The following is a 15,070-nucleotide window of genomic DNA, read 5'->3' on the forward strand; positions in this document are numbered from 1 at the left end:
ATGTGTAATTATCAGTATATAGTAGGCATTTTATGGTTTATTGGCAGTCTAATACTGGATAACACCAACGATGTGATCATGAAATACGTAGGGACAGGTATAAGCGCATACGAGATTATATTCTTTAGATTCTTATTTGGATCAATCCTGCTGCTTCCATTTTATCTAAAGCGTACGATTGCAGCTACTCACAACCCTATGACATTGCTAGTACATCTACTCAGAGGAACGATACTATTTGTAGGAATGGTCATTTGGTGTGAAGGGCTAAAATATGTGAATATTACCACTGCTACTGCAATTAACTTTACTATACCCTTCTTTGTTTTGATCTTTGCAAACATCTTTTTAAAAGAAAAGTTAAGTGCTATCAAGATCATGGCGACATGCGTGGGCTTTGCAGGGACGTTTATTGTGGTACATAATGAGGATATGCAGCTTGATGTATCCTGTATTGTACTTTTGATCAGTGCATTTTTATTCGCAATTCTGGATATTATTAACAAATATCTTGTGAAGTCCCAATCTAAAGTAGACCTCATGTTTTTTTCTGAACTAACAGTCTGTACATTGGCAATCTTACCAACAGTATATTATTGGGTGACTCCAACTTGTCTAACTGTTCTGTTATTAGGGATTCTTGGGATCACAGGCAACTTAATATTATTATGTCTGTTACAGGCATTCTCATCTTTAGACATTTCAGCTTTGGCTCCATTCCGTTATACAGAAATTGTGGTGTCAGCGACATTCGGCTATTTTATCTTCCAAGAGATACCGACCACTACTACTTTAATTGGTTCTGTAGTTATATTAACCTCAACAATGGTAGTAACTTATGAGGGATACTTCAAATACAAAGGGGCTGGGACTATAGATAATTAACCCCGATTTGATATAAAGATGTGTCAGAAGTGAGGTAAAGAATGGGTTGCAGAGGGAACGGAATGAGAGTAAGAACTTCCCATAGAGCATTTGGAGCTATCAATATCTAATTTGGATAGAGCAATAGCTATCCTATCGAAAAGTAGCCCTGATCCATTCCGCGATATTTTGAGCAATGCAGTGTCTTTGGCTCGTTATCATGCCAAGATGCCCAGACTGTTTTTCAATAATCGTAGATCTTTTCAGTAATGTAGGCAGCAAGAGACTGACACTTACAGGTACTATTTTATCGTTTCTTGCAATTGCGCATAACGATGGTTGAGTAATCTGCGATGGGTCTATGATCCTGTCGCACATACTCCATGTCTTGTTTGCTGTTTGATTTTGAACGAAAAGCTGATCGATTGATTCTAAAAACAGCGCAGCAGAAAGGTCAACATTGTCGTGTACCCAGTGCTCAATGATACCAAACTTGCCGTTATTTGTATTGGTTGAGAATTCGATGTATTTTCGGTTTATGTCATCAAAGTGAGCTGCATAAAATATCAATTTTAGAAGATTTCCCGGTATATTTGCAAAATGCTTTAGGGCATCAAGTGTGTATTTCAAGAGATCGGGACGAAATACAGGAAGCAAAAACCCTGAGCCGTGAAAATTCCATGGAGTCGCTATCGTAACCAGACCCCTTATAAGTGCAGGAAAAATAACGGATGCAGCGGTAGCAAATAATCCTCCCATACAATATCCACCGATTATTGGCTTTTCTTGTTCGCGATCTTCGATATATGTCAGTATCGGTCCAATCCCTTCCTGCATATATTTTGAGTAATTGAAGTTCTGAACAACTCCGTGTTGCTTCCAGTCGATAACATATGTTGTTATTCCTAAGGAGCTTAACTTGTCAACGAAGCTTAGCTGCTCTGGCAGATCCAAAATATATGAGCGGTTGATATGCGAAGGTACTAAAAGAAGAGGGATGCGCAATAAGCTTGTGGATTCCCCTCTATAGCAATACAAGTCTGCTACGCTGTTGCTCCATACATTGACTCCTGAAAGCTTGGGCGTAGTAATCTTGAGGCTATTATATCTGTTTAGTCCTTGAAGAAGTCGATTCAGTTCTAGAGCCCCGTGTCTTGACAGCTCCCTCACCAGATGCTTGGTCTTCAAGTGCGGACAGTCTTGCTTCAACGTCGCTAATGCGGTTTGCAATATTGATGATTGCAGTATATAGGTCGTTGCGTATAGAGCTGTCGGAGCCTGTGCCACACTCCCTTTGATCCTGGGCTTCATAGGTATTAATGATCGTTTGCTGTAATTTTGTAAATTGGTCTAGCACATTCTCTAGAAATTTTGAATCTTTGAAAAAGTCAGATTTCAAAAATTCGGCAGTTTGCTTGTTCCAAGATTGAAACAAGTCGTGAAAAGAGTTTTCCTTAGAATCCATTTTGTATTATGATTGAAAAGTTAAAGTTTAATACTGGTCGACATATTGTCTGAAAATAAAAAACTTGTCATTAAGAAATATGCAAATCGCAGGCTTTATAGCTTAACAAGTAGCAGCTATATCACCCTTGATGAGTTAAAAGAACTGATTAAAAGAGGGTACGATATAGAAGTGCTTGATGCTAAAACCGGTGAAGATTTGACCAGATTAACACTTACACAAATCATACTAGAGTGTGAGACCAAGGGCTATAAGCTGTTATCTACAAGCTGCTTAAAACAAATCATCATGTTGTACGATAACAAAATGGCTGAAACCTTTTACGACTATATTGCTGAGTGCGTCAAGTCTTTCAATCATCAACAAGAGCATATTGAACAATTTCAAAAGATCGTGTCTAATCCAGTCATAGAGATACATCAGCATTGGAGTGAGGTGCTTCAAAATCTGACAGCAGAGCACTTGTCTCTTGTGCAAGAAATGACAAAAAATATGCAAAGCTCAAAATCTAAAGATGCAAACAAAACGACAAATCAATGAGGTTATCTATGTCACACGAGGATGCCAAGTGGTACGGGACTACTATACTATGCGTTAGAAAGAATCAAGAATTGGTCATGATCGGAGACGGTCAGGTGAGCTTGGGCAATACGGTCTTGAAGTCTACCGCTAAGAAGGTGAGGAAGATGACATCTGGTAACATAGTGGCTGGATTTGCAGGATCTACTGCGGATGCATTTACACTTTTTGAAAGGCTTGAAAATAAGCTGGAGCAGTATCCAAAACAGCTAGTACGTGCAGCAGTAGAGCTTGCAAAAGATTGGAGGACCGATAAATATTTAAGAAGACTAGAGGCAATGTTAATCGTAGCAGATAAAAAGGTTACATTACTTCTGTCTGGAACTGGTGATGTATTGGAACCCGAAGACGGTATCATAGCAATAGGCTCTGGGGGGAATTTTGCACTTTCAGCTGCACGTGCTCTGATCGACATACATGATCTTAATGCTGAAACGATTGCCAGAAAAGCGATGAAAATTGCTGGCGATCTTTGCGTATTTACAAATCATGAGCTATCAATGGAGAAGCTGATATGCGATTAAAAATAAGCCTCTGTTGGTCACAATAGCCGTCCAATCAGCCCTGATACCAAAACTGGTACCAAAACGTTAAAGAGCTAGAATGGTACTCTGGATTTTCGCTTTTCCAAGGGATGATGAGTGTGGCAATTTTACTTTGATAGTTCTATCAGCTTGTGATATCATCCTCTGATTACTTGAAAACAACGTTTCTAAACTTTTAAGCGATGATAACACAGACTGCAAAGAGCCTTGTCGTGTGCTGCCCACTGCTTCTCTGTTATACCGTCGTGAACGCATCTGTGATCGATGCAATCAGTGCCACTGAGAATATTCAAAGAAAGGAGCCTATACTGATAGAAGCAGATCAGTTGTCCTATGATCAAGCGTTAGATACAACTGTAGCGAAAGGAAACGTCGTTCTTGTACATGGTAAAGAGACGGTGATTGCAGACGAGTTGATATACGCTAAGAAAAGTTCTCGAGTCTATGCGACCGGGCATATAGCAATTTTAAAGGACAACGGTGACGTTTACTTTGCTGATAGGGTGGATTTTGATAACGTTCTATACAGTGGTCGTATTTTAAACTTTAAAGCAAGAACTCAAAACAACACGCTTATCACAGCAGCTAGTGCGGATGCAAAAGATAAAGACACTATTCTGCTTCATAACCTGAGGTATTCCACGTGTAAAGTGTGTGCAAGTAACATCTTTCCTAACGTACCCATGTGGGAGATTCGTGCAAAAGAGGCGTTACTTGATCGAAAATCAGAGGTTATAAAGTACAAACATGCTAGATTGGAACTGTTTGGTGTCCCAGTCATCTATACTCCATATCTTTCGACACCATCCGTAAATGCTAAAAGAAAAAGCGGATTTTTACCCCCCACTTTTAAGTGGTCCAATATTTTGGGTAACTCTGTTCAAATACCATACTACATTAACATAGCTCCAAATATGGACGCAAAAGTATCAACAAGAGTCTACACAAGTGCTGATCCGCTGTTTGAAGTAGGTTTTAGACATTTGCTGGAATCTGGAGAGTATGAGATCGGTGGCAGTGTCACAAGGAGTCACAAAATTGACGAAAAAGGCAAAAAGCTGAAAGATCATAAAACAACGCTTGGTTATTTAAATGTGCGTTCGCTTTTTAAAATTCAACACTCTGATTCTCAAACCCTCTTAGGAATAGAAGGCGAAAGAATCAAGGATCCAACAAAAACGTACTTGAAGAAGTACAGTATCAGCAATCAGGATATGCTGACCACTGACATATTTGTTAACCATGTTAATAAACAACAGACAGATTATGTGTTGCTTGATACTATACATTTTCAAGGGTTGAGGCCACATGATAAGCCCAGCACTACTCCAAGGGTTTTACCCTGGATTAGAACGCGTTATACTAAAGACTTAGTCGGTGGTTCAAATGGCCTCATTAACTTAGATTGCGATTTGTTGGATCTTCGTAGAAATGAGGGAAATAGCTATAAGAGGGCGTCATCAACTTTGAGCCACTTTGCATCATTTGTTTTAAGATCTGGTAAAGTGGTGACGATCAAAAGTAGCTTAAGGGGCGATATATATCAAAGTACACAGCTTCGAACACGAGACAATCTAGGAATTCACCAACGATACTACAGGAAAGCTGATTCCTCTAGATTGTATCCAAGTATTAGCCTAGAAGCGAAGTGGCCGTTATTTAAAAACATGGGAGGCGGTACATTCATCATTGAGCCAGTTACAAACATTACGATTGCTGGTAATCAAAAGGTTTCGTCGTCTGTTAACAATGAAGATAGCCAATTTTTTGAATTGTCTGCATATAACCTCTTTGATACGAACAAATTTCTAGGGCTTGATAGACTGGAAACCGGATCGAAAGTGAGTTATGGGCTAAAGGGGATGTATAGCGGTGGAAAAATAAGTGCTATGGGAATAACCGTAGGACAGGTGTACAATTTTCAAAGGCATCCAGAATATGGTTATAGATCGGGGCTGTCTGGACGATCTTCAAATTATGTGATTGGAATTGATCTTCAGTACCAAGATTATTTGTACTTTTCTAACAAGTTGAGGCTAGACCAAAACGCCCTCACAATACTTCGTCATGACGTATACGGTACATTGGCATTGGAGAAATGGGCTGTAAACGTGAATTATACACAACTTCATAAAAGGCTTTTGCAAAGTACAGATAAGGTGTATAATCGCGATATCGTGGCGAGTATATCACGAAATATATATGATAAGTGGTGGTTTGGAGTCGGTACTCAACGTAAGCTTGGTAAGAAAATTGAAGGCCAATCAAAAACTATATCAGATGGTTTTCACCTTAACTATCTTGGGGATTGCCTGCACTTACTTTTTACTGTAAAAAAGGATTACACAAAGCTTAAAGATCTTAAGCCAAGTACTACATATGCTGTTAACTTCAAAATACCAGGATTCTAATATGACAATATCGATGTTGAGATTTTTTGTGACCATTGTAAACAAACAGTATTGCAGAAGGCTGGTGATGTCTCTAGTAATCGCGGCGTCAATGTTTTCATACTGCGCAAATGCTTTTGCCAAGCAGGAAATTGTTGCAGTTGTTAACAGCCATGTGATTACCGAGTTTGATCTGCAAAAAAGAGTAAATCTCCTCTTAAAGACAACTGGCCTAACATACGAGGACAAGACAATAAATATTTTGAAGCTACAGGCTTTACAAATGTTAGTGGATGAAAGGCTTTTTGAAGGGGAAGCAAAGAGGTTTAATATTAAAATTGATCCTGCAGATATGTCAGCTGCAAAGGGTAAAGTAGCAAGTAATCACCATATGACCTTGTCGCAATTTCAAGAATTTATTAAAAAAGCTGGAATTTCAGAACAGGAGGTAGAGACGCAACTGTATTATCAGCTTGTGTGGCATAAGATTTTAAAATCGCAAATAGAGCCTACCGTAGCGATATCCAAGAAAGAGTTGGAACAGCTCAAAAGCATGACTGAGCAATACGGTGCTGGCAACAATGTGGAAGTCAAGCTTGCAGAGATACTATTGGTTGCGGATAAATCTAAAATGAAGGATCTGGAGAGTTTTGCAGATGACCTATACAATAGAATACATGCAGGCGCTGATTTTTCCAAGATAGCAAAAGAGTTTTCAAAAGGGAATACCGCTGACACTGGAGGAGAAATAGGTTGGTTCAATTTGGGGCAGCTCTCATATGAATTTGGACAAGTGTTGGAAAAGCTGGAGGTTGGTGAAGTTTCTACACCTATAGTTCAAAATGAATCTATTCACATTATGAAAGTTCTTGAGACCAAAAAGGTGAGTGAAAGTTCAGGCGATGATCGGCAGCAGGAGCAGTTTGTAGAAATGTTGCGTCAACAGAAAATGGATGCAAAGATCAAGTCATATTTGATAAAATTAAGAAAAGATGCTTACATCAATTTCCTAAAATAAGGTTAGCCTTATTAGTAATGTATAGGTGATGTACTGAGAAGTATGAAAATCTTAAACGGGGATGAAGAATAGCTATGTTTGGTGTGTACTCGTGGGCGGCATTTTTTATATTTTTAGTGATTGCGCTACTTATAGACCTGCGCGTCTTGCATGGAGATGATGAAGAACCAAGATTTAAAAAGGTCTTATGTGTGTCCTTGATATGGTTGCTGTTAGCTTTTGTTTTTTGCGGTGTGCTGTACTGCTATGGAACTAGTAAACAGGCAATAGAGTTCATTACAGGATATGTGGTTGAACTGTCCCTAAGCATAGACAACATATTTGTGTTTTTACTGCTTTTTGGGCATTTTAAAGTTCATCCTAGTGTTCAGCACAGAGTTTTGTTTTGGGGGATTATCGGTGCTGTCGTTATGAGACTTATCATGATTACTGGCGGTATCTACTTAATTCAATACTTTCAGTGGCTCTTTTATGTTTTTGGTATCATTTTGTTGTTCAGCTCTTGGAAGATGATTTCTGCTTCTGAAAGCAAAGAGGGCAGCGATAAAGCAATCTCAAATAGCATCATTTTGAAGTGGCTTAAACGGTACCTCAACATCACGGACGAATACCAAGGCAGTAAATTTGTAATTATCAAGGATAACAAGTACTTCTTTACTCCATTATTTGTAGTACTGATATTAGTTGAAAAAGCAGATCTAGTGTTTGCACTGGATTCAATTCCTGCAATATTTGCAATCACTCAAGATCCATTTGTGGTTTTTACGTCTAATATCTTTGCGATATTGGGTTTGCGTTCCATGTACTCACTACTTGCCCAACTGATTACCAACTTTGTATATATCAAATACGGACTCAGCTTTATTTTGGGGTTCATTGGTCTTAAGATGATACTACTTGTGCATGGTATTCACATACCGATATATCTCTCCCTTTTTGTTATTGTATCGTCTTTGTTGGTACCGATATTTTTCTCACTTTTTGTACGTTCCAAAACTTGACTTATGTTTCTTGTCATTGGCAGACAAGTACCGTACTTCATCCTAAAAGGGAGCCTGTTCGCAAATTAATTGGAATAGACCTCTTGCCTAACTCATTCTGAGTGGTTATTTTGTCGTCAAAATTTGTCTGCGCTCCTCACATATATAGGATATGCTGCGGTGCTCACCTGCATTTTTCCTAAAAATTCCTCACTCATTTATGAGTTATGCAAGAGGTCTAATGAAAGGAATTCGGGCAAAAGTAGTATGTTAAGTTGTTGTCAAAGGTAGATGGATTCGAGGATGAGGCTGCGTAAGCGTATTGAAATACGTGCGCAGAGCCGAGTTTCACAAAATCCGTTTTGAATCATTTAAAAATGAGAGTTGGTATTAGTTGGTGGCTTCTATAATTGGTATCATCGTTGGCAGAAGTGAGAAATATGATCTTGTAGACCATATGCTATGATTGCCAACGACAATAAAGCGATACTTGGCTCTGGTCAAAGCAACGTTCAGTATATTAGGGTGCCGTGATGCCCAATTGATAGCGCCTGTATTGGAAGGGTTGCCACCAAGGAGTAGTATCACCGCTTGCGCTTGTTTGCCTTGAAATTTGTGTACCGTTCCAACGGACTTTTTAACCCATTCTGTCAGCATTGTCTGGAGCATTCCCTCTGGTGCTCGAATGCTGTTTCGAAGTAATTTTCTCATCTTTTCTGCTACAGATTTGAATGGTGATATGATGTACAGATCCGGCAGCGTTCCTGTTCTTTGAATGAGTCCATTGATGATTTGAAGTGCCTCCATGCCCTCCTTTCTTGACCAATGACCATCAAAATCTTGATCTCGAACATCGAGCCATTGAGTTTTTGGATATACGTCTACTATGGCTGGAGATATCGAAGATGTTCCTTGTATCATCAAGTTGTCGTAAGCAATTTGATTTGCAAGTGTAAACATCGGGTCTATACACCGTCTATGAACACGAAGAGGGCAGCCTACCCATATGTCCCCTACATATGTACCATACATGTTGGCTCTATCAGATATAGTTTGTACAGACTGCTCAAGTACGCTCCATTCGCTGTTTATGTTATAGTACTCTAGTAGGAGGTCGTTGATCGTTGATGAGATTCCGACAACAGGTGGAATTTGTAGTGGATCCCCAACAACTATCGTTCTTCTAGACCTATATATTGCTCCCAAAGCTTCTTGAGGTGCTGATTGACCCGCTTCATCAATAAGCAGCCAACCTATGGATTCTCGTTCTTCCAAACCTGAAAAGAGTCTACTAAAAGAAGCAAATGTAGTGGAGACAGAGGGTACAAGCATAAAAAAGGTAGACCATAGATCCTTCATAAAAAGTTTGAATTGCCGTGTTGACTCTCCGGTAAGAGCTTGCCTTATGGACCTGATGTTATTTAGGATCTCTTGCTTTGTATGTAAGATGAACGAGTAGTGTAGGTTCATCGCTTCTACAAAAACTTTGCTTCTTACTGTCTCTAATTGCTTGTGCAGCCATGGTGAGGAGAGCTGTATATCATTGTCTTGCCCTCCCCAAAACTCCTGAGTTGGAATCGGAGAATACCATTCGTATTTATTTTTGATTACTTCAACTTCTTTGGAGCTATGGTTTAACTGCTCAGTGACATCAGATAGTGCTGCTACAAGTGGGCGTAATTTAAACGTGAATTTGAATGCCTCCCGATGCATTTCTAAAAGCTTTTCTTTGAGTTTTCTGTTACTTTTCAACAAGCGACCTATGTGCCACATGTCAGCTAATCTAGTATCTGACCACTCTTGGTATTTAGTGTATTCTTTAAAGATGTCACATACTAGAACATACCACAAAGGTCTGGGGGTCCGCAGCTTTGCTATGGTTTCCTCAATAGCTATCTGATTTTGAAGAAGTGTATCTTGAGCAGTCCTCATTTTCTCATTATACTCCTCAAGTCGTTTTGAAATTCCATTGACACTCTCCTTAAGCTCCTTGTGTTGTGCCCTTAACATGTCAACTTGTTCAACTTGATTTGCAAAATGTTGAAGCTCATCTTTTAAAACTGAAAACTCTTTGAGAGCATCTTTGAAGTTATTGGTGACTTCTAACCAAGTTGAGTGAGTATTTATACCTTGAAGAAAAGATTCAAGCCCAATACGCTCAATATCTCCCTTCATCAACAGCTTCTCAAAAAACGTGGAGCAATTATTTTTGTTTCCAAGAACTGCAGCTCCTATCCCCCAGGATTTTTCACCGTTAATCTGTGTAGCTATGTCAGCAAAATACTGTAGACCATATGTTGAATCAACCTCAGAAGAACGGGGGATCTCTTTTGAGATGTTTTCAACAGCAGAATTGTTGCTGCTTGCTATGACGATCTGATGACGTAAAAACTGAGGCTGTAATGTCCACACCTTGTATTTATACCTGTCAACCTCTATGGTTTGCGAAGAGATAAATGCATCTTGGGGCTTAGGAAGCTCTGCTAGTAATTGAGCTCTAGCTGTTACTACGTTACTAATAATGTCGCGTAGTAATGTTGACTTCCCAGTTCCTGGTGGACCATTTATTGAAAATAGACCTGGTGCATCAGTAATCTCGGCTTGTGATGTTGATTTAGCAGCCCATTGTGCACCATTTATTGAAAATAGCCCGTCTGTATCACGAACTGCAGTATTAACTGCAATATTAACTGCAACATGCTGTGCCAGAGACAGAGCTGTACTGTTACTGGATGGCCATCTGGCAGGCGATAGCATACTAGGTGCTGATAGTCTTTGAACAGCAGAAAGGTCGTTGCGAAGATCGTGTCTGACACCAATGTAATCGGAACGCAAGTAATTCATCAAGCCTGCGCCTACATCCTCACGTATCATAGCATTAGAAACCATGCGAATATCATCCAAGTAGAAACTTCTCAAGATGCTCAGGTCGGAGTTTTCCATTGTACCTACTTCAGTATTGTCATACGCCTCATGGGGACTGGAACTAAATCTAGATGCTGAGGCAGGTATGGTACCTTGAAGAATTGCTATTTGATTGCTTAGGCTGTTGGTAATGGTCTCCATGCCTGAAGCTGTTACAATATCACTTAGTAATTCTTGTAGATCTGCAAGTGACACAGTAGGATTAGTCCTGGTTTTGATTTGCTGTGTCCAGCTCTGGAAAGCATCTTGCAATTTTTGACGTGTTACAGGGATGAAATCTATCCACTCTTTAGCATATGCATTCTTTTGGTCTAGACATGCAATAGAAAGAAAGTACTCAGGTACAGCAAAGGTGTCGCTCAATATCTTTCCATTGTTGTCTACTTGAAATGTGCAAAGAAAGCTTTTATCAGACAATTCACTATTGTTCTGGTAAGAGGTAGAATCTTGCAGCATCTGAGCAACAAGTGTCGCAATGTTGGCAAAAGAAATGATTCCCAAAAATATGGTATAAATATGATTTTCACCACTCAGACTGTTACCATTATCTAACGACCGCCATGGAATCTTATGTTGATATTGCACAAAGGTTATGCTCTTCCCATCCAGCTTTTGAGGGGTGAACCTCTCCACTCCCTCCCAGTACTTCATGATATCGATATGGGTTTGTATACCTTCCATGCGTTGCAATTCTAAATTCTCTTTATTGTAGTCTTTTTGTTGTAAAGCAGTGAGTGTATACCACAAATAAAAATACGGGCAACACATGATACCAAATTTTCTTATCGCTCCCGCCTCCCCTTTGTCACTTCCGCTCCTCCTGTGTCATCAACTATGTTTTAAATGGATTTGCATAATATTTTTAGCAATGGTCTGAGTAGCAAGATAGAAGCGCAAGATAGAAGCGACGGATAATCAAGGGGCGCTGCTCTGAATGGGCTGATTATGCCTCTTAACTTCTCTATACCTTCTCTGCGACACGTAGCTCCAAAAAATATTATTTATCCTCAAAATGCAGAGACCTTTTGGTGTTCAGTGCGGATTATGATAACATGATATATATGTACATTTTGTAACATAAGCATTTTCTAATTTCATGGGGAGATGATGAGAGAAGTAGATTATCAGCTTTGCGCAGCATGTACAAGAGGTGACATCCTGGAGGTGAAAAAAGCGGTCCTAATGGGTGCTAACGTAAATTGTCTGTTAGGTGAGCCTATAATAAACACTATACGGGGTACAGCCTCGGGACAAGATAAGAAGGAAATAATCAAATATTTATTAGGCCAAGGGGCAAATTTAAATATAGGTGATGGCATTGTGCTAACGTGGGCTGTTAGGGCAAATGACACTATATTGGTTGAATGGCTTGTGAATACACTAAATATGCGTGGTATTCAGGACGATGGGTTTCCCGTTTTAGACGCGATCAATCATCCTGATATTCTTGAAATCCTTTTGAAGGGTGGTGTAAAGGTTAGCGAGGAGATTAAAGAAATCATATACGATATGGATTTTATGCATGACCAAACCAGCGCGATTAAGTGTATGATTGACGACTATCTATTACACCATAATTAGATCTGACTAACATATTTATACTGTTTGGTATTCTATGAGACAAAGCAACGGTGGAGAATCTTTGGAGCAAAACTATGCAAACAGAATTAAAGGCCAAAGTTTTAAAGAACTGGCTAGAAAAGCAGATGATAGCTATGCTGCATCAGAGCAGTTGCCAGTGATAGAAGGGGCGCTTAGGGTTGAACAGGGTGAATATGTTGTTACAAAACTAAGTAATCCAATTGGTACTCACAATCTGCAGCAATGTGTCGCTATATATGTCAAAGGTAAAGATTTACACGGACTTGCACATGTGGATGGGCATGTTGAGGTTTCAAGCTTGGACTCGTTTTTTAACAAATTTGATCAACACGAAAAGCTAGAGGTAAAGATATTTGGGGCAACTTCAGTGAATTCCTCAAACTTAGATAACTCTGGTATAAATTTAGCCAAGGTCACAAGATATTTAGAATCACGGCAGGACCTTTTTACTGAGGATGTTGCGCAAATTATTGGATCACGAGATACTCAATACAAACATCCAATGTTTTATAGTGATGGCACTATAACAAATGCTTTAGCATCTGGTTTTCTTAAGGAAGAAGAGGGGGATCTAAGAGCATTACATTCTATACAGGAAGTCAGACGCCATAATCGGTATGGAGGGACTTACGGTATTATAGAAGGTAATAACCTAGTACCTCAACCCATTTACCTAGATGAGCTAGCATTATCGCAGCTGAAAAGTTACAAGATAGACCCTGAACAAGATTATGCAGACAGAGATAAAAATGGAGAACGCTATGACTATGATAAAGCTGTCCCTTATATCTTGGACACATGGCAGAAGGAAGTGCTAAGACTGTCACAAGTTAAGCCTAGTTTTGATGTCAATCCTGATACATTATTTAGACTCATTGAAAGCACACCGTTATATATTGGTCCTAAATGTGCACAGGAGAATCAACTCATAGAAAAAGCCCTGACAGAAGCAAGTGATATACAAGATTTGCAGTCCAAACTTTTGTTCATTGCGACAAAACACACCCCAACTAGCATTGATCAAGCTTTAAGAGTTGCAGCTCAGTATGATCCTACCATAGATCAAACAGCGTTTATCAAGCACCTGACCTCTTGGTATAATTTGAACCATGAGTTTCATTTAACAGAGGAGCAGATAAGAAAGAAACAGTACGGCGGGGAGATTACAACTTGGGACTTTCTAAATTGCTTAGAAAGTCATAGCAAAGAGCTTCATAGTTGGATGGTACTTAATAATCAGGGCGGCTACTACATTGATAGTGGCACTCGTGAACCTCTTCCCTACAAGATCAGTGATGCTAAACAAGCTTTTGATATGCTTGGTTTTGACAATTCAATTATCGATGAAATTGTGCAGCGGGACAATGGACCTAAAAACGCGGATATTAAGATAAATGAGGAAGGTAAATTTAGTCAGGATGATTTGCTCAGAGCGCTAGAAGCTTCTCTTAAAAATGTGAAGCGTAAAGATAGAGCCACAATCAAACGATTGGTTAGAGACTTTAAAGATGAATATGTAGATTTACAAGACGTTTACAACAAATTACAACACAGCAAAATATCAGCGGAGACACTAAATGGGCTTATGGCCGATGTGAAACAAAATTTGCAACACAAGATCAATGAAAAGAAATACAATTTGATCACTGATGATTCAAATTACTATTCAATAAGAGCTGAAGTGTTTGAAAGACTACCGCATAACAAATTTTTTAGCGATCTCACCATCAGTGTTGACAGAGCTCAAGGCATTATCAATCATGATAGACAACTACACGTCATTGATCAAGGCGCTCATAGCAGCACATTATCCATAGCATCAAGTACTACTTTAGGTGTAGAAAAAAGTCTACTGACCAATCACTACAATGTGTTAGCTATTGCCAGTACTGCTCACGATGAGCAAAGTCATCACCAAAATAACAGGAGGGATGTGCACCAAAAGTTTGAACAAACAATCAGTGCACCATTATTAGGCGATATGGTCAATAACGCTGCTTTAGGCTTGACCTTATGGCAAGTAGGTCGCAATCTCTTGGCCAGTGGACCTAGCATTGTTTCTAGAAATTTTGGTAAGGTTGCATCTACTTCAGCGGTAAAAGCTTCCAAAGCTTACATACTGCGAAACTTAGGCGAGATAGAGGAAACACTAAGTACTTACGGTAGTGCATTAACCCAGGAATATCGACAAACAGTAGATCAACTCAACGCCTTATATGATAAGAGGGTAGCTCATACCATCTCAGCTTCAGAACGATTAACAGAGGAAAGTCTTCAACGAAAATACCAAGCTATCAAAAAGCTATACGATCAAGCTAGTGAGTTAGCGTCTACAGTCAGTACACTACGAAAAGAATGCGACGCTAATTTGATAGATCACACTAAAATTAGAACTGCTTACATGCGGGATATGAATACTGCCGTATACCAGTTACGGAAGACTGGGGAAAAGTTAAGGGAAGAATACAAAGAGTTTCAAAATAAAGAAAAGCCAATTGCGACACATGACAATAGCAGCCTACAAAAGGGACGAGTATCAGCTGAGGCGCACAAGAAAAGCGATCAAAGCTGGAGTACTAGAGCTCAAACCAGCCACAATACCAAGAGGCAATCTAGAGATAAGTGATACCAAATCTCATTTTTAAATGATTCAAAACGGATTTTGTGAAACTCGGCTCTGCGCACGTATTTCAATACGCTTA

Annotated in this window: 11 protein-coding genes; 8 read left to right on the forward strand and 3 right to left on the reverse strand. The window is 39.4% G+C overall.

Annotated elements, in window-relative coordinates:
* Positions 1 to 885 carry a DMT family transporter gene (locus tag EDM53_RS02030; protein ID WP_130121929.1) on the forward strand — a complete coding sequence of 295 codons (885 nt, stop codon included), beginning with the start codon at positions 1 to 3 and terminating at the stop codon, positions 883 to 885.
* 132 nt (positions 886 to 1,017) lie between these two features.
* On the opposite strand, the gene EDM53_RS02035 is transcribed toward EDM53_RS02030, so the two are convergent.
* Both EDM53_RS02035 and EDM53_RS06110 read right to left on the reverse strand, forming a co-directional pair.
* Complete coding sequence (locus EDM53_RS02035; protein WP_165379567.1) at positions 1,018 to 2,034, reverse strand: alpha/beta fold hydrolase; 1,017 nt, start codon at positions 2,032 to 2,034, stop codon at positions 1,018 to 1,020.
* Positions 1,967 to 2,329, reverse strand: coding sequence for a hypothetical protein (locus EDM53_RS06110; RefSeq protein WP_165379568.1), 363 nt, complete (start codon positions 2,327 to 2,329; stop codon positions 1,967 to 1,969). Before EDM53_RS06110 ends, EDM53_RS02035 begins: the two co-directional genes overlap by 68 nt.
* Before the next feature lie 45 nt (positions 2,330 to 2,374).
* On the opposite strand from EDM53_RS06110, the gene phaR reads away from it, so the two are divergent.
* The 5 genes from phaR to EDM53_RS02060 all read left to right on the forward strand — a co-directional run bounded on the left by phaR (position 2,375) and on the right by EDM53_RS02060 (position 7,862).
* Positions 2,375 to 2,869 (forward strand): polyhydroxyalkanoate synthesis repressor PhaR, encoded by a 495-nt coding sequence (gene phaR, locus EDM53_RS02040; protein WP_207215412.1) that lies wholly within the window; start codon positions 2,375 to 2,377, stop codon positions 2,867 to 2,869.
* A gap of 8 nt (positions 2,870 to 2,877) precedes the next feature.
* Entirely contained in the window at positions 2,878 to 3,432 is a 555-nt protein-coding gene (gene hslV, locus EDM53_RS02045; protein ID WP_130121935.1) for an ATP-dependent protease subunit HslV, read from the forward strand.
* Positions 3,433 to 3,635: 203 nt separating this feature from the next.
* A complete protein-coding gene (locus tag EDM53_RS02050) occupies positions 3,636 to 5,864 on the forward strand; it encodes an LPS-assembly protein LptD (protein WP_130121937.1) in 2,229 nt (742 codons plus the stop codon).
* Between the two features lie 28 nt (positions 5,865 to 5,892).
* A complete protein-coding gene (locus EDM53_RS02055) occupies positions 5,893 to 6,861 on the forward strand; it encodes a peptidylprolyl isomerase (RefSeq protein WP_207215414.1) in 969 nt (322 codons plus the stop codon).
* A 74-nt stretch (positions 6,862 to 6,935) separates the two neighbouring features.
* Positions 6,936 to 7,862 carry a TerC/Alx family metal homeostasis membrane protein gene (locus tag EDM53_RS02060; protein WP_130121941.1) on the forward strand — a complete coding sequence of 309 codons (927 nt, stop codon included), beginning with the start codon at positions 6,936 to 6,938 and terminating at the stop codon, positions 7,860 to 7,862.
* Positions 7,863 to 8,231: 369 nt separating this feature from the next.
* Here EDM53_RS02060 and EDM53_RS02065 read toward each other — a convergent pair whose 3' ends face one another.
* Complete coding sequence (locus tag EDM53_RS02065) at positions 8,232 to 11,447, reverse strand: AAA domain-containing protein (RefSeq protein ID WP_207215416.1); 3,216 nt, start codon at positions 11,445 to 11,447, stop codon at positions 8,232 to 8,234.
* Positions 11,448 to 11,873: 426 nt separating this feature from the next.
* On the opposite strand from EDM53_RS02065, the gene EDM53_RS02070 reads away from it, so the two are divergent.
* Together EDM53_RS02070 and EDM53_RS02075 are read left to right on the forward strand one after the other, a co-directional pair.
* Positions 11,874 to 12,347, forward strand: coding sequence for an ankyrin repeat domain-containing protein (locus EDM53_RS02070; protein WP_165379570.1), 474 nt, complete (start codon positions 11,874 to 11,876; stop codon positions 12,345 to 12,347).
* Between the two features lie 34 nt (positions 12,348 to 12,381).
* A complete protein-coding gene (locus EDM53_RS02075) occupies positions 12,382 to 14,994 on the forward strand; it encodes a hypothetical protein (protein WP_130121947.1) in 2,613 nt (870 codons plus the stop codon).
* Positions 14,995 to 15,070: the final 76 nt, after the last annotated feature.

The sequence above is a fragment of the Rickettsiales endosymbiont of Peranema trichophorum genome (assembly GCF_004210275.1).
GTDB lineage: Bacteria > Pseudomonadota > Alphaproteobacteria > Rickettsiales > Midichloriaceae > RICK02.

Bases quoted from the DNA above. Each gene is read 5' to 3' on its own strand.
- EDM53_RS02030 (WP_130121929.1), top strand. From the start codon at position 1: ATGTGTAATTATCAGTATATAGTAGGCATTTTATGGTTTATTGGCAGT.
- EDM53_RS06110 (WP_165379568.1), bottom strand. From the start codon at position 2,329: ATGGATTCTAAGGAAAACTCTTTTCACGACTTGTTTCAATCTTGGAAC.
- hslV (WP_130121935.1), top strand. From the start codon at position 2,878: ATGTCACACGAGGATGCCAAGTGGTACGGGACTACTATACTATGCGTT.
- EDM53_RS02050 (WP_130121937.1), top strand. From the start codon at position 3,636: ATGATAACACAGACTGCAAAGAGCCTTGTCGTGTGCTGCCCACTGCTT.
- EDM53_RS02060 (WP_130121941.1), top strand. From the start codon at position 6,936: ATGTTTGGTGTGTACTCGTGGGCGGCATTTTTTATATTTTTAGTGATT.
- EDM53_RS02065 (WP_207215416.1), bottom strand. From the start codon at position 11,447: ATGGAAGGTATACAAACCCATATCGATATCATGAAGTACTGGGAGGGA.
- EDM53_RS02070 (WP_165379570.1), top strand. From the start codon at position 11,874: ATGAGAGAAGTAGATTATCAGCTTTGCGCAGCATGTACAAGAGGTGAC.
- EDM53_RS02075 (WP_130121947.1), top strand. From the start codon at position 12,382: ATGAGACAAAGCAACGGTGGAGAATCTTTGGAGCAAAACTATGCAAAC.